This window comes from Mesorhizobium sp. P2_D1 (genome assembly GCF_056404455.1).
Window position 1 is genome coordinate 17,725 of record NZ_JBFUDZ010000052.1, and the last position, 20,968, is coordinate 38,692.

Here is a 20,968-nt window from a genome sequence, read left to right on the forward strand (position 1 = left end):
CTCGCCGAACCGAATGCAGCGGTTTGCGGCCTCACAATTCACAGGCCGGCGCCGCATGAAATATCACCCTAAATGACGGCGGCGACGCTGCGCAGGATCGGCTGCAGGCGCACGAGGCCGATGTCTTCGCGTTCGAACCGGCTGCCGACCTTGGTCAGCTTGGCCAGCACCTGTTCGCCCTCTTCGGGTCCGATCGGGGCGATGACGATGCCGCCGCTCGACAATTGGTCGAGCAGGAAGCGCGGCAGGCTGTCGAAGGCTGCCCAGGCGACGATGCGATCGAACGGCCCTTCATTCGGCAGGCCGCCAGATCCGTCCGCCTGGCGCACGATGACATTGCCTATGCCGAGCGCCTCGAAGCGCTGCCTGGCCTGCTCGACAAGCGTCTTGTAGCGGTCGGCGGTCACGACCCGCGCCGCCAGCCGCGACATCACCGCCGCCGTGTAGCCGGAGCCGGTGCCGATCTCGAGCACGCGGTTGCCCTGCTCGATGGCAAGGGCTGAAATCACCGCCGCCTGCAGGTCGGCACCTTCGATCGCCTCGCCGCATTCGATCGGCAGCATGCGGTCCGACCAGGCGATCGGATGGTACTGGGCGCCAAGGAAACCGCGCCGCGGCGTCGCCTCGAAGGCCGCGATCAGGGCCTTCGGCACCGTCCCCCTGCCGCGCAAACGCAGCAGAAAGGCAGCAAAACCTTCGCGGTCGTCGGTTGGGAGGCCCTGGTTCATGCAAGCGCCTTGCTCAGTTGGTCTCGGATTTCATGCGCGGTGAGGTCGAGCTGCAATGGCGTCACCGACACCAGCCTGTTGCGTAAGGCATGGAGGTCGGTGCCTCGCTTGCCTTCGACCGGCTCGCGGCCGAAACGCAGCCAGTAGTAAGGCAGGCCGCGCCCGTCGCGGCGCTCGTCGACCCACAGGCTGTGCACGAGCTTGCCTTGCGAGGTCACTACCGTACCGGCAACTTCTTCGGGGAGGCAGTTCGGAAAATTGACGTTGAGCAGCACCCCGTCCGGCAGCGGCGTCGCCACCAGTTTCTGCAGCAATGCCGGCGCCAGCGCTTCGGTCGTCTCGTAGGGAACGACCCGATCCTCGCCGACATAGCTGTAGCCCTGGCTGAGCGCGATCGAGCGGATGCCGAGCAGCGCGCCCTCCATGGCGCCGGCGACGGTTCCCGAATAAGTGACGTCGTCGGCGATGTTAGCGCCGGAATTGATGCCGGACAGGATCAGGTCGGGGGCGCCGGGCAGGATCTTCTTGACGCCCATGATGACGCAATCCGTCGGCGTGCCGCGCACGGCAAAATGCTTCTCGCCGATCTTTCGCAACCGCAGCGGCTCCGAGATCGACAGCGAGTGCGCATAGCCGGACTGGTCCTGCTCCGGCGCCACCACCCAGACATCGTCGGACAGCGTGCGCGCAACCCGTTCGAGCGACGCCAAGCCCTCGGCGTGAATGCCGTCGTCATTGGTCAGCAGGATGCGCATTATTTCGATTCGATCTTTTCCCGGCCGCCCATGTAAGGCCGCAGCGCTTCAGGAATGGTTACGCTGCCATCCTCATTCTGGTAGTTTTCGATGACGGCTATGAGCGCGCGGCCGACCGCGGTGCCCGAACCGTTGAGCGTATGGACGAAGCGGTTGCCCTTGCCGTCCTTGTCCTTGTAGCGGGCGTCCATGCGGCGCGCCTGGAAATCGCCGCACACCGAGCAGGACGAGATCTCGCGATAGGCGTTCTGGCCGGGCAGCCAGACTTCGATGTCATAGGTCTTGCGCGCGCCAAAGCCCATGTCGCCGGTGCACAGCGTCATGGTGCGGAACGGCAGCCCGAGCCGCTTCAGCACTTCCTCGGCGCATTGCGTCATCCGCTCGTGCTCGGCGAGCGACGATTCCTGGTCGGTGATCGACACCAGTTCGACCTTGTAGAACTGGTGCTGGCGCAGCATGCCGCGCGTGTCGCGCCCGGCGGAACCTGCCTCCGACCGGAAGCACGGCGTCAGCGCGGTATAGCGCAGCGGCAGTTTTTCATGCGCTGTGATTTCTTCGCGCACGAGATTGGTGAGAGGCACTTCGGCTGTGGGGATCAGGCCAAGCCTGCCCTCACCGTGCGCCGTGAAGAACAGATCCTCTTCGAATTTCGGCAACTGGTTGGTGCCGAAAAGAACGTCGTCCTTGACCATCAATGGCGGGATGACTTCCTCATAGCCATGCTCGGTCGTGTGCAGGTCGAGCATGAACTGGCCGAGAGCCCGTTCCATCCGCGCCAGTCCGCTCTTCAGCACCGTGAAGCGCGACCCTGAAAGCTTCGCCGCGCGCTCGAAATCCATCATGCCGAGCGCTTCGCCGATCTCGAAATGCTCCTTCACCCAGTTCGGACGCGTCGGCAGCTTGCCGACGATATGCTTGACGACATTGTCGTGCTCGTCCTTGCCGACCGGCACATCGTCGAACGGCACGTTGGGCAGCACCGCCAGCGCATCGTTCAGCGCCTTGTCGAGCTCGCGTTCGCGCGCCTCGCCATTCTGGATGAAGGTCTTGATCTCGCCGACTTCGGCTTTCAGCCTTTCGGCAAGCGCCGCGTCGCCCGAACGCATGGCGTTGCCGATCTCCTTCGAGGCGGCGTTGCGGCGCTCCTGCTTGGTCTGCAGCTCGGTGACGTGTTCCCGCCGCGCCTCGTCCGAGGCGATCAGCCCGTCGACTGTGGACTGCGCCTCACCGGCCGAYCACGAGCGCTTCACCAGCGCCTCGACAAGGGCCTTCGGGTTGTCGCGAATCCATTTGATGTCAAGCATGGTTTGAACGCTCCTGGGTAGCATGTCGCCCAAAAGTGCGCAGCGGTTGACATGCTTCAAACAAAACTGAAACGCATCGCCACGATGGCGATGCGTTTCAGCCAGAGGGCGTAAACCGCATCGTTGATCGATGCAAGATCAGGCGTGATCAAGCCAGGGCTTCGAGCTCGCTTTAGCGCGCTTTACCGGGGATGGCGCGAGAGCCGGAAATAAAAGACCCGCCTTGCGGCGGGTCGTTGGCGCAAATCAGCACCATGCCCAAATCTATAGCATAATTGCCGTCACAAGGCAATCGATGCCAAGCCCGCCGCCCCCCGGCGGGGGCAGCCCCATAGCCTATGTGGAAGACGCGTCCGCCGGCTTCTCGGCTACCTCTTCGGCCGCGTCCTGCTTCTCGCGGGCCACACGCTGCTTTTCCTGATCGCGTTCTATCAGCCGCGCAGCCCAGATGGAGACCTCGTAGAGCAGGATCGTCGGAATGGCCAAGCCGATCTGGCTCATCGGGTCGGGCGGCGTCAGCACCGCCGCGACGACGAAGGCAATGACGATCGCCCATTTGCGCTTCTCGGCTAGCGCCTTGGACGACAGCATGCCGACGCGCGTCATCAGGCTGGTCACCACCGGCAGCTGGAACACCAGGCCGAAGGAGAAGATCAACGTCATGATCAGGCTGAGATATTCCGACACTTTCGGCAGCAGCGAGATCTGCACCTGATCGTCGGTGCCGGCCTGCTGCATGGCGAGGAAGAACCACATCACCATCGGCGTGAAGAAGAAATAAACCAGCGATGCGCCCATCAGGAACAGGACCGGCGATGCGATCAGGAACGGCAGGAAGGCGTTGCGTTCGTTCTTGTAGAGGCCGGGCGCGATGAACTTGTAGATCTGCGTGGCGATCAGCGGAAAGGCGATGACCATGCCGCCGAACATGGCGAGCTTGACCTGGGTGAAGAAGAATTCCTGCGGGGCGGTGTAGATCAGCTCGACCTTGTGCGGATCGAGCCCGGCCCACTTCGTCGCCCATTTGAACGGGACGACCAGAAGGTTGAAAAGCCTCTTGGCGAAGAAGAAGCAGACCAGGAAGGCGACGAAGAAGCCGCCCAGCGACCAGATCAGCCGCCGGCGCAGCTCGATCAGATGCTCCATCAGCGGCGCCGACGATTTCTCGATCTCGTCTCTTTCCTTGTCCGAAACGCTCACTTGGCGGCTCCAGCCGTCTTCTTGGCCGCCGGCTTCTTCGCCGCGGCAGGCTTCGGTTCAGCTTTCGTCCCAGTCTTGGTAACGATTGGCTTGGTAACGATCGGCTTGGTCGCGACCGTCTTGGCCGCAGTGGGCTTTGCAGCCTTTTCAGGCTTTACCGCCGCCTTGGACGCAGGTGCGGCCTTGGCGGTCGCCGCCTTTGCCGGCGCGGAAGCCATAGTGCCATTTGCCGACACGTTGGCAGGCGCTTTAGCCGGCGCTTTTGCCGGCGCAGCCTTGGCCACTTTCTTCACCGCCGACGCTTTCGCCGCGACAACCGGTTCGGCCGGCACTGACGCCGTCACCACCGATTCATCGGTCATTGCCGGGAAGATCGGCGCTGCTGGTGCGGCTTCCGGCCCGCTGACGCCAGGCATGGTCGTCGCGCCGTTCTTCAACGGCTCGGCCGCCTGCGGCGTCGAAGCGGCTGGCGCTGTCGGATCGTCTGCCGGCTTGGGTTTCATCACCGCGTCGACGCCTGAGCGCACATCGGCCGCCGCCTGCTCGAACGGATTGAGCTGCTTCCTGATCTCGGACATTGGGCTGAGGCCCCTGAGCTCGTCGACCGACTTCTTGACGTCGTCGAGCTCGGCTTCCTTCAGCGCCTCGTTGAACTGCTTCTGGAAGTCGGCCGCCATGGCACGCAGCTTGGCCGTCGTGCGGCCGAAGGTGCGCAGCATATTGGGCAAATCCTTGGGCCCGACGACCACGATCATGACGATCGCGATGACCAGCATTTCGGTCCAGCCGACTTCAAACATGGCACTCTGTTCCGACTAGAACCTTTGGCTCAGCTCTTGCTGGCTTTTTCCTTCGCGGCCGAAACGGTCTCGTCGGCGCGGTGTTCGACGGTGCGCTTGTCTTCGGCAACGTCGTCGTCCGCCATGCCCTTCTTGAAGCTCTTGATGCCCTTGGCCATGTCACCCATCAGCTCAGGAATCTTGCCGCGGCCGAACACCAGCAGCACGATCACGAGCACGATCATCCAGTGCCAAATCGAAAATGAACCCATAGCAAATCTCTCTCGAATGTTTTCCCTGGCGATGATCTATGCGTTTTCGCGTTGGGATTCAAACACAACTGCGACAGAGTTTATGAAAGGGTGGCGGATGTCACGCATTTTCGGCGTGATGCCCCGCTACGAATCCGCGCATCCTCGACAGATTGGCCGCGATTGCCAGTCAATCTTCCGTGACGCGCGGCGTCAGCAGGCCGAGTTCCTCGAGGTCGATGTCGGTCAGCGCATCCTCGTCGTCGGCCAGCGCATCGGGATCGGCCGGCGGCTGTGGAATGGAGAAATTCGACGGCATGCGGCCCGAAAGCAGYCCTGCCCCTTTCAGTTCCTCCATGCCGGGAAGATCGCGGATTTCCTCCAGCGCGAAATGGTCGAGGAAGGTCTCGGTCGTGCCATAGGTGACAGGGCGTCCCGGTGTTTTGCGCCGGCCGCGCATGCGCACCCATTCCGTTTCCAGCAGCGTGTCGAGCGTGCCTTTCGAGGTCTCGACGCCCCTGATGTCCTCGATCTCGGCGCGCGTCACCGGCTGGTGGTAGGCGATGATCGCCAGCACTTCGAGCGCCGCGCGCGACAGCTTGCGCTGCTGCACCGTGTCGCGGCTCATCAGGAAGGCCAGGTCACCTGCGGTGCGAAATGCCCAGGCGTCGCCGACGCGCACCAGATTGACACCGCGCCGCGCATAGATCTGCTGCAGGTCGGCCATCGCGACGGCGATGTTGATGCCATCTGGAAGGCGCGCCGCCAGCTGCTTTTCGCTGACCGGCTCAGCGCTGGCGAACACGATAGCCTCCGCCATGCGCACGGCTTCCGCCATATAGAGGCGCTCGGCCGGGTTCTGGACCTGCTCGGCTGGTTCCTGGGGAAACAACTCCCCTTCCGTTTCGTCATCGACCTTGAACGGGATAACCGAAGCGTTGGCGCGCTCGCTCATGATGCCACCTCGACTGCCTTGATTGCCTGTGCGCGGCCGCGCAGGTAGATCGGCGCGAACACGTCATCCTGCCGCATGTCCATCTTGCCTTCGCGCACCAGTTCCAGCGTGGCCGCGAACGAGCTGGCGATCGCCGTCCGCCGCTCCTCGGGACTGGTCATGTATTCGATCAGAAAACTCTCCAGCGCCGTCCAGTCGCGCACCGCACCGACCAGCCGGGTCAGGATGTCGCGCGCGTCCTTGAGCGACCAGACACCGCGCCTGGCGATCGTCACATTGTTGATCGCCTGCTTCTGCCGCTGCTGGGCGTAGGCGGTCAGGAGATCGTAGAGCGAGGCCGAATAGGCGTTGCGCTTTTCGACGATGACCATTTCCGGCATGCCGCGCGCAAACACGTCGCGGCCGAGCCGGTTGCGGTTGACCAGGCGCGCCGAGGCGTCGCGCATCGCCTCCAGCCGCTTCAGCCGGAACTGCAGCACCGCCGCCAGTTCCTCGCCGCTTTCGCCCTCGTCGCCAGGCTGCTTGGGGATGAGCAGTTTCGATTTGAGGAAGGCCAGCCACGCCGCCATCACCAGATAGTCCGCGGCAAGCTCGAGCCTGAGCGCCCTCGCCGTCTCGACAAAGGTCAGATATTGCTCGACCAACGCCAGGATCGAGATCCGCGCCAAGTCGACCTTCTGGGTGCGGGCCAGATGCAGCAGAAGATCGAGAGGACCTTCGAAGCCGGCCACGTCGACGACCAGCGACGGATCGCCGGTGACGCGGGAATCGTCGTTCTCGGCCCACAGACGGTCCATCGGTGCGGCCTTCGCGGCCTTGCTTTCCAATGTTTCCGCCACTCTCTCTCGCTTCCTTTGTCAGGCCACCGCATCGAAATAGGTGGCGAATTCTGCGCGTATCTCGGTTTCTTCAGCCGCGTCGTGTTTCTTGATATAGGTCAGCGCCCGTCTTGCGCGCTCCAGCGACTTGCCCTCAAGCCCCGTGGTGCGCGACGCTATGCCGGCCATTTCCTCGAAAACACCGTTGCAGTGAAGGACCAGATCGCAGCCCGCCGCAAGGATCGACGCCGCCTTTGTCGGGAAATCCCCAGAAAGTGCCTTCATCGAGGTGTCGTCGCTCATCAGCAGCCCGTCGAAGCCGATTTCACGACGGATGATCTCGTCGATGACCTTGCCGGAAGTCGTCGCCGGGTTCTTCGGGTCGATGGCGCTGTAGACGACATGCGCCGTCATCGCCATGGGCAGATGGTTGAGCTCCCGGAACGGGGCGAAATCATGCCGTTGCAGATCGCTGAGCGACGCATTCACAGTCGGCAATTCGAAATGCGTGTCGGCAAGGGCGCGCCCATGGCCGGGAATATGCTTCATCACAGGCAGCACGCCGCCCGACATCAGCCCTTCGGCGGCGGCACGGCCGAGTTCGATCACCGGTCGCGGCTCCTTGCCATAGGCACGCGCGCCGATGACGTCGCTGGCGCCTTCGATCGGCACGTCGAGCACCGGCAGGCAATCCGCCGTGATTCCGTAGCGCAGCAGGTCGAACGCATGCAGCCGCGCCATCAGCCAGGCCGCGCGGGCGCCGGCATCGTGATCGTCGCGCCACAGCGCGCCAAGCGCGCCACCGGCCGGATAGTTCGGCGCCAATGGCGGCCGCAGGCGTTGCACCCGGCCGCCTTCCTGGTCGATGAACACCAGCGCGTCCGGACGCCCGATACAGTCGCGCATCTCGGCGACCAGATCGCGGATCTGTTCGGTCTCGCCGATGTTGCGCGCAAACAGGATGAAGGCCCACGGGCATTCGTTGCGATAGAAATTGATTTCTTCGCGAGTGAGCGATTTCCCGGCACAGCCGAGGATCATGGATTTTGATTCGGTCATGACGGGAGTTTAGGGCTTCGCGCGGTCAAAGGGAATCGTCCCCCGCCGCATGCGCTTGAAGACAGATCTCATCCACATGAAAAAGCCGGCGCGGTCTGAGACCGCGCCGGCTTTGATTGGTTGACTTCAATTGCTAGCGCGAGACGAAGCAATTGCCGCCGGCAGCCTTGTAGCTGGTGCACAGGTTGATCGCGTCGTTGCGCGACTTCGCCGGAACGCGCACACGGTAGAACGTGCCCTTGCCGGCAATCTCCGCCTTGACGATGTTGGCGGTGCGGCCGGAAAGCACGCTGCCGTAGCGGCGCTGCAGATCCTGGTAGCTGGACTGGGCGCTTTCGACCGTCGGCTGCGAAGCGATCTGCATCGACCACGAACCACCGCCGGTCGCGGTTGATCCCGGATCGATGGATGCAACCTGGTCGGGCTTGACCTCGCCGACGACATCAACCGGCTGGTCGGACGGGCGCTGCGGCGCGACCGGAACCTTGGCAGGCGTGTTTGCCGATTGGGCCTTGGCCTCGGCCTTAGGCGCCGCGGCCGGTTTGGCTGCCGGCTTGAGGGCCGACTCGTCTTCTGCCTGGGCGGTGGCGGGCGTCACGGTGCCGGTCTGGTCGGCATCGGCCTGGGACGACGGGGTCACTTGCTGCGGCGCCGGGTCGGCCGGCTCAGCGGCCGCCACTTGCGGTGCCGCAGGCGCCGGATCCTCACGCGGCACCAGCGAACCGTCTGACTTGACCACCATGGTCCTCACCTTGCGCGGCGCAACGGCGACGACATCGGCGTTGGTGCCCTTGTCGGCCTCCTGCAGCACCTGCGCGATGCGATCTTCGGATTTCGGTGCCGGCGCCGCGTTATCGGCCGGTGCCGCGCTGGCGGCCGGCGCGGCATTGGCGACCGGCGCGGCGTTGCCGTCGTCCGCTGCAGTTGCCGCGGCGTTCTGGTCGGCGGAAAGATCGATCGCGCGGGCGGGATCCTTGGCCTGCACATCCACCGGCTCTTCGACGTTGGTGACCAGTTTATCCTGGACAGGCTCGGCGGGCTTGGTCCCCTTGACCACCGCGTCGTAAACCTTGTTGTCCTGGTTCGGCACCACTGTGCCGCCCGGATTTTCCGGCTTGACCTTGATCGGCGCGTTGTCGGCCTTGACGATCACCGGTGCATCGCTGCCGCCCTTGCCGCCGAAAGACAGCGCAAAGGCACCGAGGCCGCCAGCCACCGCCACCGCGCCGACAACAGCTGCAACGAACAGGCCACGTCGGCGCGAGGGCCTCGCGGCCTCCCGCTCGCCGAGACCCGGAACAGCCATAGCCTCATCCAGTTCGGGATCGTAGTCCAGTTCGTCGACGGTGAAATCGTCCGCCTGTGAAACCGGCTGGCTGCCGGGCAGATTGTTGAGGTCGAAGCCAGCGGCATCCGCATAGCCTGCCGACGCTGTCGCACGGGCAGGCATTTCGGCCGGCCTCGCGGCATAGGTCCGCGCTTCCGGCTGATAGGCCGGATTGACCCCGTCATAGCCCGGCTTGACCCCGTCATAGGCCGACTTGGGTTCCTCATAGCCGGCATTGTGGGATTCATCGCTATAAGCGGCACTGCTTGCGGGAGCAGGAGCGACCTCCACCGAATTCATCTCGGTGAGAAGGCTGGAGAATTCCGCGTCGAGATCGTCATAGGCAGGCGTCGCCGGCTTGTCTTCCTCGAAGTGCAGTTCCGGGATGTCGAGATCGTCCGCCAACGCCACGACACGCTCGGGCACGTCGATCGTCTCGACATCGGGCATGTCTTCGTAGTGCGAGGACTGTCGCGGTTGCGGCACGGATACAGGGGCTGCAGGGGCGACGGTCTCGACCGGCTCGCTCGAACGGTAGGACGGCACTGCGGCGACTGCCGGCGCCGCGGCCCAGGGTGTTATCGAAGCCGTCGGCTGAGCATTAAATGCCGGCTGCTGCGGAACCGGCGTCACGCGGCTCCACGAACGGGTCGGCTCCGTCGGCTCGGAGCGTTCCGCCAGCCAATCATGAGAATCGTCCTGATCGTGCCGAGAAGCGGCTGCGTCGCGCGAATCCAAGCTGTTCGCCAAAGCCGCGTCGAACGCATCATCGTCGAAATCGACATCGCCTTGCGCGGTGACATGCGAGCGCTGATCCTGCTCCTGCAGGTCATCGAGCTGTAGAACGTCGAGATCCGAATCGGCGACCTGGACAGCTTCAAGGCGGTGCTGCTCCTCAGGCGCGTGTCCGTCGATATCCCATTCGAGGTCGGCGAGATCGGCCGGCTCCTCAGTGGTCTCTGCAACTGCGGCGACGGGCGGTTGAGCGGCGACGACGACCGGCCGAGCCACGACGGGCTCCCTGGCCACCGGCATCGGGCGCGCGGTCATGGCACCCAGCAGCGCATTCAACTCGTCTTCCAGGCTTCGTTCATCCGCGATCAGCGAATCTACCGGCTCGGCCGCAACGGCGGCTGGCGCCAGCGGCTGGACCGCAGCGGCGGCAACCACGGCGACCGGCTCTTCAGCCGTTTCGGCAAACGAGTCGTCCAGGTTCAGGTCGAACCCATCGTCCAGCGAGCCTTCAGGGTCGGAAATCTCGCCCTTCGCGTCCGCGGTATCGGCAAGCACATCATGCGCTTCCGGCTCCTGGAAGGCGACCGGCTCATCACGACTGTCAAAATCCATATCGACATCAGCCATGGCGTCGTCGAAATGACCGGCAAAATCCTCGCTAGAGATTGCCTGGGCGTCACGCGCAGTCGCTTGCGCCGGCATGGCGTACTCGACAGGTTCCGAAGCCGCCGGTTCAGCAGCCGCGTCGGACTGCTCCACGGCCCAACGGTCGTCGAGTATCAGCTCGTCTTCGAGCGAGATCGCATCGTCGAATTCAGGATCGGAGGCCGGCCCAACAGCAGCAGGCTCGACTGCAGCAGGCGCGTCGGCAATGGCGGCGGCGTACCGAACTTCGTCGGCTTCGTCGTCAATCCGGAAGTCCTGATCGAGCGACGCGGCAAGCTCATCCTCAATCGGCTGGTCGTCCTCGAAGGGCGAAACGTCTTCGAGGGAACTGGCGACGGCATTGTCGAGATCAGAATCGAAAGCCGGCTCTATGGCTGGCGCGGTTTCGGCAGCGTCCAAATCGGCATGGCTGGCGACATCCGCATGGTTGGCGACCGGTGCGTGGTAGTCGAGATCCGCCATGTCCAGGTGGAAATCGTCGTCGAGCGACATCGCAAGATCGTCGGCCATCGCGCTGGCCTCGGCTGTCGGCTCATGCGCCTCGGCGACTGGAGCGGCGTCGCTGTCGTCAGCGCCGAACTCGCCCATCAGTTCCTTCTCGAGATCGATTTCGAAATCGTCCTCTTGCGCCGGCTGATCGGCGACGGGCGCTTTCGGCTGGACGGGCGCTTGCGGCTTGACCGGCTGGCGCGGGTCGAATCCCATGATCCTGGTCAGTTCCGCGAACGGATCATCATCAACGATGTCGTTGTTATCGGCTACTCTCAGCTGGGTTCTGTCTGCCATTATTGTTCCCGAACTCGCACTCATTCGGACGCCATGGACGTCGCGTAGGGTTGGCCCTTACCAGCGCAATGTGGGCAAAAGGTGACAGGTTTTTTAGTCAAACCTAACGCATTTCGGTGGGCGCGGCGGCTCCGATCAACGTCAGGCCGGACGTCAGAACGTCCGAGACAGCCTGCACCAGCCCTAGTCTGGCATGCGTCAATTGTCGGTCGTTAACCTTAACAAAACGTAAGTCTGGATTTTCTGTGCCACGGTTCCAGTGTCCGTGGAAACTAGAAGCCAGATCATAAAGGTAAAATGCCAGCCTGTGGGGCTCCAGCGCAAGTGCCGCCGACTCGATCAAGCGCGGATATTCTGCGAGCTTGCGGATCAGGCCGATCTCGCCCTCGTCGGTCAGCATAGTTACGGCGGACGCCAGGCTGTTGCGGTCGAAATTGGCCTCGCCCAGTTGCTCGCTTGCCTGCCGGAATACCGAATRGCAGCGGGCCGAGGCGTACTGCACATAGAACACCGGATTGTCCTTGGACTGCTCGGTCACCTTGGCGAAGTCGAAATCGAGCGGCGCATCGTTCTTGCGGTAGAGCATCATGAAGCGGATCGCGTCGCGGCCGACCTCCTCCACCACTTCGCGCAGCGTCACGAAATCACCCGACCGCTTCGACATGCGCACAGGCTCGCCCTCGCGAAACAGCTTCACCAATTGGCAAAGCAGCACGGTAAGCTTCACCCTGTCGCCGGCAATCGCGCGCGCCAATGCCTCCAGCCGCTTGACATAACCACCATGGTCGGCGCCGAGCACATAGATCAGGTCGACGAAGCCGCGATCGATCTTGTCCTTGAGATAGGCGACGTCGGCGGCGAAATAGGTGAACGAGCCATCGGACTTGACCAGCGCCCGGTCCATGTCGTCGCCGACCGCAGTCGAACGGAACAGCGTCTGCTCGCGATCCTCCCAATCGTCGGGCTTCTCGCCCTTGGGTGGCGGCAGCTTGCCCTTGTAGATGTGCCCCTTCAACGTCAGGTCGCTGATCGCCGAGCGGATCTTCTTGGCGTGGTCGGCGTGCAGCGTGCGTTCGGAGAAGAACACGTCGTGATGCACGTTGAGCATCGCCAGATCATCGCGGATCATCGCCATCATCGCATCGATGGTGCGGTCCTTGACGATGGCCAGCGCCTCGTCATCCGGCATCTCCAGCAACGAGCGGCCAAACTCCCTGGCCAGCGCCTCGCCGACAGGAACCAGGTAATCGCCGGGATAAAGTCCTGCCGGAATCTCGCCGACATCGTCGCCGAGCGCCTCGCGATAGCGCAGCATAGCCGAACGGCCGAGCACGTCGATCTGCGAGCCGGCATCGTTTATGACGTATTCCTTGGTCACGTCGTAGCCGGCGAAGGCCATCAGGTTGGCGAGCGCATCGCCAACCACCGCGCCCCGGCAATGCCCGACATGCATCGGGCCCGTCGGATTGGCCGAGACATATTCGACATTGGTTTTCCTGCCGCCACCAACCGTCGAGCGGCCATAGTTGCGGCCTTCGCCAAGCAGCGCGGTCAGATGCGCCTGCCAGAAACCGTCCCGAAGCCTGAGATTGACGAAGCCGGGCCCCGCGACCTCGGCGGCGGCAACGTCCTTGTCCCCACGCAGCGCCTGCGCCAGTCTTTCGGCCAGCGCGCGCGGATTCTGGCCGGTCGGCTTGGCCAGCACCATCGCCGCATTGGTCGCCAGGTCGCCATGGCTGGCGTCGCGCGGCGGCTCGACGGCAATGCGCGACAGGTCCGGCGAAACGCCATCATTGTCTTTTAGATCAAGCGCTTCGACGGCTTTTATGATTCGCGCGGTGAAATCGGCGAAGATGTTCATTTGGACTGGCTCTGGCGGCTTTGTGGCGAATCCGGCTCGTTGGCCGGCAAAATCGAGCCCGCCCTAGCTCAAATCCGGGGTTCGGTCAAACAAACGCCGATGTTCCTTGAGCGCGTAGGTGTCAGTCATGCCGGCCAGGAAGTCGGCCACGCTGCGCGCCTTGATGCGATCGTCGGCCCGATCGAGCCCCTCGCGCCAGCCGTCCGGCATGGCGCGCGGGTCGGCGAAATAGACGTCGAACAGGTCCCTGACGATCTGCTCTGCGTCGGCGCGCACCCGCATCACCTCCGCGTGCCGGTAGAGGTGCTTGTAGAGAAAGGCCTTCAGTTCTTTCTCGAACGCAGCCATTTCGGTCGAAAAGGTCACCATCGTCTCGCCGGCTGTCCTCACCGCGTCCGCGCTCTGCGGCCTGATCCGGTCCAGATTGGCAGAGGTCGAAACAATGACATCCTCGACCATGGCGGTGATCTGGCGCCGCATCAGTTCGTGGCCGGTGCGCACGTCATCGAGCGCCGGATAGCGGGCGCGCACGCCCTTGAGGATCGTTCCTGGCAGCGAGACCGTCTCCAGCATGTCCAGCGTCAGCACCCCTGCCCGCAAACCATCGTCGATGTCATGCGTGTTGTAGGCGATATCGTCGGCGATCGCCGCGCATTGCGCCTCGATGCCGGCAAACCGGTCCAGCTCGAGATCGTGCAGCTCCGAATAATCGCGGATCGCCTGCGGCACCGGCCCTTTCAGGCCCTGGCCATTGCCATCGGTCAGCGGTCCATTGTGCTTGACCAAGCCTTCCAGCGTTTCCCAGGTCAGGTTGAGCCCGTCGAATTCGGCGTAGCGCGCCTCCAGCCTCGTCACGATGCGCAGCGATTGCGCATTGTGGTCGAACCCGCCCCAGGCGGCCATCTTCTCGTTCAGCGCGTCCTCGCCGGTGTGGCCGAAGGGCGTGTGGCCGAAATCATGCACCAGCGCCACGGCTTCGGCGAGATCCTCGTCGCCGCGCAACGCCCGCGCCAGCGCCCGCGCGATCTGCGCCACTTCGATCGAATGGGTCAGACGTGTGCGATAGTGGTCGCCTTCATGCGCGATGAAGACCTGCGTCTTGTGTTTCAGCCGCCGGAACGCCGTCGAATGAATGATGCGGTCGCGATCGCGCTGGAACGGCGTGCGGGTCGGGCTTTCGACCTCATCGAAAAGCCGCCCGCGCGACTTTGCCGGATCGCAGGCATAGGCGGCGCGTGGCCGATAGCCGAATCCGATGTCGCCCAACTCGTTGGTCATGATCGATGCCGCAATTGATTGGTCTAGTTGACTTGGCCGCTCGCGCTTCATACCTATCATGTGAAACCGAAAGCAAGGTGACGCCCATGGGCGCGGATGCCAAGACTGCCATGAAAGTCGACATGACCGAGGCCGCCGCCAGGCGGATCGCCAAGATTGTCTCTGGCGAAGCTGGCAAGACGGCGCTGCGCGTTTCGGTCGAAGGCGGTGGTTGTTCCGGCTTTTCCTACAAGTTCGACCTGGTCGACACGCGCAACGACGACGACGTCGCCATCGAGAAGGATGGCGCCACGGTGCTGATCGATGATCTGTCGCTGGTCTATATGGGCGGCTCGGTGATCGACTTCGTCGACGACCTGATGGGCCAGTCGTTCCAGATCCGGAACCCGAACGCCGTCGCCTCCTGCGGCTGCGGCACGAGCTTTTCCATATAGAAATGTCCGCGATCGGTGCGGTCCGCCAGATCGCGCTGTCCGCCGGACGCGACCTAGACGTAACGCTGGCGTTCTGGCGCGATGTGCTCGGCATGGCCGTGCACGCGCGCTTCGATCCGCCGGGCATTGCCTTCATCATGGCCGGCGATGTGCGCTTGCTGTTCACCGACGGCGTACCGGCGGGAACCGTCTATCTCGACATGTCGGGCCTCGACCATTTCCATGCCGAGGCAAAAGCGGCGGGCGTCCCGTTCACCGCGCCGCCGACGCTCGTGCACAACGACACCGAAGGTCAGTTCGGTCCGGCAGGGGAAAGCGAATGGATGGCCTTTCTAAAGGACCCGGCAGGCAATACGATCGGCCTGGTCGAACGCCATCCGCCGCAAGAGCCCCACAGAACAGCATCGAGACCGCCATGAAAATCGTCACCTGGAACATCAACGGCGTGCGCGCCCGCATCGGCAACCTGACCCACTGGCTGACCGAGAGCGCGCCCGACATCGTTTGCCTGCAGGAGATCAAGACGCTCGACGACCAGTTCCCGCGCGCCGAGATCGAGGCGCTTGGCTACAATGTCGAGACCCACGGCCAGAAGGGCTTCAACGGTGTCGCCATTCTGTCGAAACTGCGCTTCGACGAAGTTACCAGAGGTCTGCCTGGCGACGATGCCGACGAGCAGGCGCGTTTCATCGAAGGCGTTTTCTCGACCGACAAGGGCGCGCTGCGCATCGCCTCGCTCTATCTGCCGAACGGCAATCCGATCGATGACGATAAGAAGTTCCCCTACAAATTATCCTGGATGGAGCGGCTGGAGCGCTGGGCACAGGAGCGGCTGAGGCTGGAAGAGGCACTGGTTCTGGCCGGCGACTACAACGTCATTCCCGAGCCGATCGACGCCAGGTTTCCGGAGAACTGGCTGGGCGATGCGCTGTTCCAGCCGCAGACGCGGCAGGCCTTCCGCCGGTTGCTCAATCTCGGTTTCACCGAGGCGGTCCGCGCGGTCACCGACAGGCCCGACACCTACACGTTCTGGGACTATCAGGCCGGCGCCTGGCAGAAGAATAACGGCATCCGCATCGACCATCTGCTGCTGTCGCCGGAAGCCGCCAACCGGTTTTCGGCGGCCTCGATCGAAAAGCATGTGCGTGCCTGGGAAAAGCCGTCCGACCACGTGCCGGTGGCGATCGACCTCGCGTTGCAGCCGGCCTGACGGAGTACCCCTGTCCAGCAGGCCCTGACGCCGGGCACGCAGGCGTTTGACCTCATATAGCCACATTCCGGCGCATGATGGGGGATCATCATGGCGGCCGGGGTTCCCATGAGCATTCGAATTGTTCTTTGTCCGATCGGCTTGGCATTTGCCATGGCCGCGGTCGTGCCGGCTTTCGCCGCCCCCGAATGTCTTGCCAATGGAAAATCGTATCCGGTTGGTCAGGTCGCCTGCCTGACGGTCGCCGACCAGAGCCATCTTGCCCGCTGCGACATGGTGCTCAACAACACGTCGTGGACCAAGGTCGGGGACAGCTGTCCTGAGAACACGATGGCGCCGCATCTCCATGTGACACCGATCTCAACGCCGGCCCCCAGCATGGTGCCGACGGAACCGACCGAGAATTGATCAAAATCGAGCGCCTCTGGTAAGGCCAGCGCAGCCGCGAGACTACTGGTCCGCGCTGCCGCCCTTGGTGAGGATGTCATCGGCCAGCGAGATCGCGGTGCGGCGGTCGGCTTCGCCGGCGGTGGCAAATGCCTCTTCCTGCATGCCGCGGATCCACGGCTGGTCGGCCGGCGAAGCGCGTTCGAGCGCGGCCGTCATCATCGCCAGGCCGCGCACGATCTTGCCGCTCTGGAACAACAAATGGCCGAGCGTCGCCTGAGCGCCGGCATGGCCCTTCTCGGCGGCAAGCTGGAACCAGCGTCCGGCCTGCTTGACGCTGGCCTTCACGCCGCCCTCGCCCTTCAGGAACATCTGACCCATCTCGAACTGTGCGTTCGGATTGCGGTAGTTGGCGGCGGCGCGCATGTAATATTCCTGGGCCGCCACCTCGTTCTCGGTGACCGGGCTGCCGGGAATGCCCTTGCGCAGATAATCGCCAAGCGCCACCAGCGCGTCCGAGACATAGCTTTCCTCGGGCGAGCCGGGCTCGACATCCTGGTCGACGATCTCCGAGAAGAACTTGAACGCCTCATAGTCGTCACGCGCCACGCCGTCGCCCTCGGCATACATGCGGGCAAGCTTCCAAGTGGCGCCGATCTGGCCGTTCTCGGCGGCGTATTTATAGGCCTCGGCGGCCTGTTCCTTGTGGCCGTTCTTGTAGGCGGAAAAGCCGAATTGGAACACCGCCCATGGGCTGGATTGCGGCTTCACGCCGGTCTTGTCGTCGAACACCTTGTCGTCAAAGGCCATGGCCTGGCCCACGGCGCCAAAGGTCGCGCCAAAAGTGGCGAACACGACCAGTGCCGAAAAGACAGACGACCTCAACAACTCAGATGTCCGCATAACAATGTGTTTCTTTCGCACCGCCCGGATGGGTGACCGCGCCATCGCGCGCCGACCCAACCGTCTGTGCATATTTCCATATCGCGCCCGACTGATAGTCGGTCGTGCGCGCCTTCCAGGTCTTTGCCCTCGCCGCCAGTTCGCTATCGGACAACGCCACGTCGATCGTGCCGTTCACCGCGTCGATCGAGATTACGTCACCATCCCTAAGCAGCCCGATGGGGCCGCCCACCGCTGCCTCAGGCCCGACATGGCCGATGCAGAAACCGCGCGTCGCGCCCGAAAAGCGCCCGTCGGTGATCAGCGCCACCTTGCCGCCCATGCCCTGACCGTAGAGGGCTGCCGTCGTCGACAGCATCTCGCGCATGCCTGGGCCGCCGCGCGGCCCCTCGTAACGGATGACGAGCACCTCGCCTTCCCTGTAATCTCGCTGCGTCACCGCTTCGAAACATTCCTCTTCCGAATCGAAGCAGCGCGCCGGGCCGGAGAACTTCAGCTCCGACATGCCTGCAACCTTCACGATCGCGCCTTCGGGGGCGAGGTTTCCCTTCAACCCCACGACACCGCCGGTTTGGGTAATGGGTGTGTTGGCCGGGCGGACCACATCCTGATGTTCATTCCAGGCAACGTGCTCCATATTTTCGGCCAAAGTACGGCCGGTCACCGTCATGCAGTCGCCATGCAAATAGCCGTGGTCGAGCAGCGTCTTCATCAGGAGCGGAATGCCGCCGGCCTCGAACATGTCCTTGGCGACATATTTGCCGCCTGGCTTGAGGTCGGCGATGTAGGGCGTCTTCTCAAAGATTTTCGCCACGTCGAACAGGTCGAACTTGATGCCGGCCTCGTGGGCGATCGCGGGCAGGTGAAGTGCAGCGTTGGTCGAGCCGCCGGTGGCCGAAACCACGGTCGCCGCATTTTCCAGCGCCTTCAGCGTGACGATGTCGCGCGGCCGGATATTCTTGGCGATCAGTTCCATGATCTTTTCGCCCGAGGCGAAGTTGAAACGGTCGCGCATCTCGTAGGGCGCCGGCGCGCCGCAGGAATAGGGCAGCGCCAAGCCGATCGCCTCGGCGACGGTGGCCATGGTGTTGGCGGTGAACTGGGCGCCGCAGGAGCCGGCCGACGGACAGGCCGCCTGCTCGATCTCAAGCAGTTCGGTGTCACTGATCGTGCCTACCGAGTGCTGGCCGACCGCCTCGAACACGTCCTGCACGGTGATCTGGCGGCCGCGATAGCTGCCGGGCAGGATCGAGCCGCCATAGATGAAGATCGATGGCACGTTGAGACGCACCATGGCCATCATCATGCCGGGCAGCGACTTGTCGCAGCCGGCCAGGCCAACCAGCGCATCGTAGCAGTGGCCGCGCATGGTGAGTTCGACTGAATCGGCGATGACCTCGCGCGACACCAGCGACGACTTCATGCCCTGGTGGCCCATGGCGATGCCGTCGGTAACGGTGATGGTGCAGAATTCGCGCGGCGTACCGTTGGCGGCCGCGACGCCCTTCTTGACCACTTGCGCCTGGCGCATCAGCGAAATGTTGCAGGGCGCCGCCTCGTTCCAGCAGGACGCGACGCCGACGAGCGGCTGCGCAATCTCGGCCGCCGACAATCCCATCGCATAGAGATAGGAACGGTGCGGTGCACGCGCCGGACCGACAGTCACATGGCGGCTCGGGAGCTTGGCCTTGGAAATAACTTTGGCGTCCATACTCTTCCTTGCCGCGGGCGGTGCGGCCTGCCCCATCGCCGAGCCTTTTGGCGCGTGTCCCGAGACAAGATCGAGGTGCGCCGGGTTTATGGCGGGAAATGGGCAATTTCCCTAGCCTGACTTCTAGCGCAGGGGTTGTTCAGAAAGTGTTGCCAAAACGTCACAATCGCACGAGGCGAAAGCGCTGCGGCTTATCTGCAACGCAGCTTTGATGCCAGGGCCCAAACGGCGCTGGCCCAAACAAAAAAAGTCGGGCAATGCCCGGCCTTTTTTATTTTCACTTCAGATGGTTACCACTTGACCTTCAAGGAAGTGGAGATCGCCGAAACAAGATCATTGCCAAAGTCTGCGGTGTATTCGGTACCGTAGGTAACGCCGTCACTGCCGACGACCGAATGGATCGATCCGCTGGTAAGCACGCCCAGCGCGCCACCGAGACGAACTTCGATGTTCTGGGTCGGCGTGTAGGCCACGCCGCCGCTCACCGTCCAGGTGTCGGTCTGCGCGCTCAGGCCGGTGGTCGTACCACGATCCCAGGTGAGAACCGCCGCCCCGCTCCACTGATCATTGAATTTGTGGCCGATGCCGCCGGAAACCGTCCAACCATCGCGATAGAGCAAATCAAGCGAGGTGGCGCGCACAGGGCTGGTCGTCGTGCAGGCAATGAGCCCCTGGGTCGAGGTCGGGCAGAACGGGATGCTCTGCAGATCGCTCCAATTCACCCATTTGATGGATCCAAACGCCAACCAGCCGGGAGCGATGCCTGACTGAAGCTTGAGTTCAACAGAGTCCGGAACCTGCGAGGAACCATAGACGTCAGTGACGTTGCCCAGAAGCGGATTTGCGGGATTGATAAGCCCAGGCACCTGGGTCAAATCAAGCGTTCCACTCAAATTGTCGAGCTTGACCGACGAATTGTAGACCAGGCTGGCGCGCAAGGCGATGTCCGGGATCTCATAGGCGACACCGGCACGCCATCCCCATCCATCTCCTTGGAGATCAAGGCGGCCAATGCCTGTGCCGAGAAAGGCGGGAATGGGAGCAACCAACTGTTCCTTGAAACCCGAGACGTCCTCATGGAACACGCCGCCGATGAAGCGAAACTGACCTTTGCTGAGGTCCATTTTGTAAGAACAGGTCGCGCTGAAGGCTTTGCTCTCTACCTTCGTCTCGACATTGCTTTGTGCACCCGCCCAGTTCGCACCAGGATTGCTGAATGCACCGATTGGCTGGGAGTAGTCGCCCAGGCAATCGACCGGTCCCATGCCGATCTTGATGCCGCCGTAGGGCACCCAATAGCTTTCGGTATCGCGCGCCGTGCTGGATTTGCCCAGCGCATTGAGATTGCCGTCAGATGGATCCGTATCCGTTGCATTCTTCAGGTCTCGTTGCGGCATCACATAGGTGCCGGAAAGCTCGCCTGTGACCTGCGCCGGATCGAACAGCAAGTCGATGTCGTAGCCGCCGCGCTCCAGGCCGCCAGCATGCGCCGAGTTCAACGCCGTCCCGATCAAAGCCAGCGAAAAGCACCCCGCCCCCAGCAGTGCTTTATGTCGCAAAATAGTCATGAATGTCCTCCCCGAATTCGAGTGCGGCAAGCTAGAACCAATTCAGGTTAACGGTGCAATAACGAATTCCTGGGGCGTACATGTACATGTTCGCCAAGCGCATTTTCGACACAAAACAAGCCACTGCCGTTAGGCCAAAAAACCGCATCCGGAGTGTGTGCCGCCCTCAAAACGCGAGAAAAATCCGCCCAAAAGGCTCAAAAATATATGTTTTTGGGGATTCAGGGCCCCATTGTTACATTATGGCAACAAT

Annotated in this window: 19 protein-coding genes; 4 read left to right on the forward strand and 15 right to left on the reverse strand. The window is 63.0% G+C overall.

Annotated elements, in window-relative coordinates; translation table 11 throughout:
• Positions 1-68: 68 nt before the first annotated feature.
• The 12 genes from AC1D0I_RS26780 to AC1D0I_RS26835 form a co-directional block, all read right to left on the reverse strand.
• Positions 69-728 (reverse strand): protein-L-isoaspartate(D-aspartate) O-methyltransferase, encoded by a 660-nt coding sequence (locus AC1D0I_RS26780; protein ID WP_477398884.1) that lies wholly within the window; start codon positions 726-728, stop codon positions 69-71.
• Complete coding sequence (gene surE / locus AC1D0I_RS26785; protein WP_095087702.1) at positions 725-1,483, reverse strand: 5'/3'-nucleotidase SurE; 759 nt, start codon at positions 1,481-1,483, stop codon at positions 725-727. Before surE ends, AC1D0I_RS26780 begins: the two co-directional genes overlap by 4 nt.
• Positions 1,483-2,787, reverse strand: coding sequence for a serine--tRNA ligase (gene serS, locus AC1D0I_RS26790; RefSeq protein ID WP_477398886.1), 1,305 nt, complete (start codon positions 2,785-2,787; stop codon positions 1,483-1,485). Before serS ends, surE begins: the two co-directional genes overlap by 1 nt.
• 336 nt (positions 2,788-3,123) lie before the next feature.
• On the reverse strand, positions 3,124-3,987 hold the full coding sequence (gene tatC / locus AC1D0I_RS26795) for a twin-arginine translocase subunit TatC (protein ID WP_095087699.1): 864 nt from the start codon (positions 3,985-3,987) through the stop codon (positions 3,124-3,126).
• Complete coding sequence (gene tatB / locus AC1D0I_RS26800; RefSeq protein ID WP_477398888.1) at positions 3,984-4,787, reverse strand: Sec-independent protein translocase protein TatB; 804 nt, start codon at positions 4,785-4,787, stop codon at positions 3,984-3,986. Before tatB ends, tatC begins: the two co-directional genes overlap by 4 nt.
• Before the next feature lie 29 nt (positions 4,788-4,816).
• A complete protein-coding gene (locus AC1D0I_RS26805) occupies positions 4,817-5,038 on the reverse strand; it encodes a twin-arginine translocase TatA/TatE family subunit (protein ID WP_095087696.1) in 222 nt (73 codons plus the stop codon).
• 169 nt (positions 5,039-5,207) lie between these two features.
• A complete protein-coding gene (scpB, locus tag AC1D0I_RS26810) occupies positions 5,208-5,972 on the reverse strand; it encodes an SMC-Scp complex subunit ScpB (RefSeq protein ID WP_477303925.1) in 765 nt (254 codons plus the stop codon).
• Complete coding sequence (locus tag AC1D0I_RS26815) at positions 5,969-6,769, reverse strand: segregation and condensation protein A (RefSeq protein ID WP_095088090.1); 801 nt, start codon at positions 6,767-6,769, stop codon at positions 5,969-5,971. Before AC1D0I_RS26815 ends, scpB begins: the two co-directional genes overlap by 4 nt.
• A gap of 60 nt (positions 6,770-6,829) precedes the next feature.
• Positions 6,830-7,849: a beta-N-acetylhexosaminidase gene (gene nagZ / locus AC1D0I_RS26820; protein ID WP_477398890.1), complete on the reverse strand. Its 1,020-nt coding sequence runs from the start codon at positions 7,847-7,849 to the stop codon at positions 6,830-6,832.
• Between the two features lie 133 nt (positions 7,850-7,982).
• Complete coding sequence (locus AC1D0I_RS26825; RefSeq protein ID WP_477398892.1) at positions 7,983-11,363, reverse strand: SPOR domain-containing protein; 3,381 nt, start codon at positions 11,361-11,363, stop codon at positions 7,983-7,985.
• Positions 11,364-11,466: 103 nt separating this feature from the next.
• Entirely contained in the window at positions 11,467-13,224 is a 1,758-nt protein-coding gene (argS, locus tag AC1D0I_RS26830) for an arginine--tRNA ligase (protein WP_477398894.1), read from the reverse strand.
• A 63-nt stretch (positions 13,225-13,287) separates the two neighbouring features.
• Entirely contained in the window at positions 13,288-14,502 is a 1,215-nt protein-coding gene (locus tag AC1D0I_RS26835; protein ID WP_477398896.1) for a deoxyguanosinetriphosphate triphosphohydrolase, read from the reverse strand.
• An 86-nt stretch (positions 14,503-14,588) separates the two neighbouring features.
• Between AC1D0I_RS26835 and erpA the strand changes: the two genes are divergently transcribed.
• From erpA to AC1D0I_RS26855, 4 genes are all read left to right on the forward strand, one after another.
• Positions 14,589-14,936, forward strand: a complete 348-nt coding sequence (gene erpA, locus AC1D0I_RS26840) for an iron-sulfur cluster insertion protein ErpA (RefSeq protein WP_027024881.1) — start codon at positions 14,589-14,591, stop codon at positions 14,934-14,936.
• A 2-nt stretch (positions 14,937-14,938) separates the two neighbouring features.
• Positions 14,939-15,355 carry a VOC family protein gene (locus AC1D0I_RS26845; RefSeq protein ID WP_477398898.1) on the forward strand — a complete coding sequence of 139 codons (417 nt, stop codon included), beginning with the start codon at positions 14,939-14,941 and terminating at the stop codon, positions 15,353-15,355.
• The gene (gene xth, locus AC1D0I_RS26850; RefSeq protein ID WP_095087687.1) at positions 15,352-16,146 is read left to right on the forward strand and encodes an exodeoxyribonuclease III; all 795 of its coding nucleotides are present in this window, start codon (positions 15,352-15,354) and stop codon (positions 16,144-16,146) included. Before AC1D0I_RS26845 ends, xth begins: the two co-directional genes overlap by 4 nt.
• A 90-nt stretch (positions 16,147-16,236) precedes the next feature.
• A complete protein-coding gene (locus AC1D0I_RS26855) occupies positions 16,237-16,554 on the forward strand; it encodes a hypothetical protein (protein ID WP_477398900.1) in 318 nt (105 codons plus the stop codon).
• Between the two features lie 42 nt (positions 16,555-16,596).
• Here the strand turns inward: AC1D0I_RS26855 and AC1D0I_RS26860 are convergent, their stop codons facing one another.
• The 3 genes from AC1D0I_RS26860 to AC1D0I_RS26870 form a co-directional block, all read right to left on the reverse strand.
• Positions 16,597-17,436, reverse strand: coding sequence for a tetratricopeptide repeat protein (locus AC1D0I_RS26860; RefSeq protein ID WP_095087686.1), 840 nt, complete (start codon positions 17,434-17,436; stop codon positions 16,597-16,599).
• Positions 17,423-19,147 carry a dihydroxy-acid dehydratase gene (gene ilvD / locus AC1D0I_RS26865; protein ID WP_477398902.1) on the reverse strand — a complete coding sequence of 575 codons (1,725 nt, stop codon included), beginning with the start codon at positions 19,145-19,147 and terminating at the stop codon, positions 17,423-17,425. Before ilvD ends, AC1D0I_RS26860 begins: the two co-directional genes overlap by 14 nt.
• A gap of 290 nt (positions 19,148-19,437) precedes the next feature.
• The gene (locus AC1D0I_RS26870; protein ID WP_477398904.1) at positions 19,438-20,715 is read right to left on the reverse strand and encodes an OmpP1/FadL family transporter; all 1,278 of its coding nucleotides are present in this window, start codon (positions 20,713-20,715) and stop codon (positions 19,438-19,440) included.
• Positions 20,716-20,968 lie beyond the last annotated feature (253 nt).

Bases quoted from the DNA above. Each gene is read 5' to 3' on its own strand.
- AC1D0I_RS26855 (WP_477398900.1), top strand. From the start codon at position 16,237: ATGGCGGCCGGGGTTCCCATGAGCATTCGAATTGTTCTTTGTCCGATC.
- AC1D0I_RS26815 (WP_095088090.1), bottom strand. From the start codon at position 6,769: ATGGACCGTCTGTGGGCCGAGAACGACGATTCCCGCGTCACCGGCGAT.
- AC1D0I_RS26825 (WP_477398892.1), bottom strand. From the start codon at position 11,363: ATGGCAGACAGAACCCAGCTGAGAGTAGCCGATAACAACGACATCGTT.
- AC1D0I_RS26870 (WP_477398904.1), bottom strand. From the start codon at position 20,715: ATGACTATTTTGCGACATAAAGCACTGCTGGGGGCGGGGTGCTTTTCG.
- tatB (WP_477398888.1), bottom strand. From the start codon at position 4,787: ATGTTTGAAGTCGGCTGGACCGAAATGCTGGTCATCGCGATCGTCATG.
- AC1D0I_RS26780 (WP_477398884.1), bottom strand. From the start codon at position 728: ATGAACCAGGGCCTCCCAACCGACGACCGCGAAGGTTTTGCTGCCTTT.
- AC1D0I_RS26860 (WP_095087686.1), bottom strand. From the start codon at position 17,436: ATGCGGACATCTGAGTTGTTGAGGTCGTCTGTCTTTTCGGCACTGGTC.
- nagZ (WP_477398890.1), bottom strand. From the start codon at position 7,849: ATGACCGAATCAAAATCCATGATCCTCGGCTGTGCCGGGAAATCGCTC.
- AC1D0I_RS26845 (WP_477398898.1), top strand. From the start codon at position 14,939: ATGTCCGCGATCGGTGCGGTCCGCCAGATCGCGCTGTCCGCCGGACGC.
- surE (WP_095087702.1), bottom strand. From the start codon at position 1,483: ATGCGCATCCTGCTGACCAATGACGACGGCATTCACGCCGAGGGCTTG.
- erpA (WP_027024881.1), top strand. From the start codon at position 14,589: ATGGGCGCGGATGCCAAGACTGCCATGAAAGTCGACATGACCGAGGCC.
- AC1D0I_RS26805 (WP_095087696.1), bottom strand. From the start codon at position 5,038: ATGGGTTCATTTTCGATTTGGCACTGGATGATCGTGCTCGTGATCGTG.
- xth (WP_095087687.1), top strand. From the start codon at position 15,352: ATGAAAATCGTCACCTGGAACATCAACGGCGTGCGCGCCCGCATCGGC.
- AC1D0I_RS26835 (WP_477398896.1), bottom strand. From the start codon at position 14,502: ATGACCAACGAGTTGGGCGACATCGGATTCGGCTATCGGCCACGCGCC.
- ilvD (WP_477398902.1), bottom strand. From the start codon at position 19,147: ATGGACGCCAAAGTTATTTCCAAGGCCAAGCTCCCGAGCCGCCATGTG.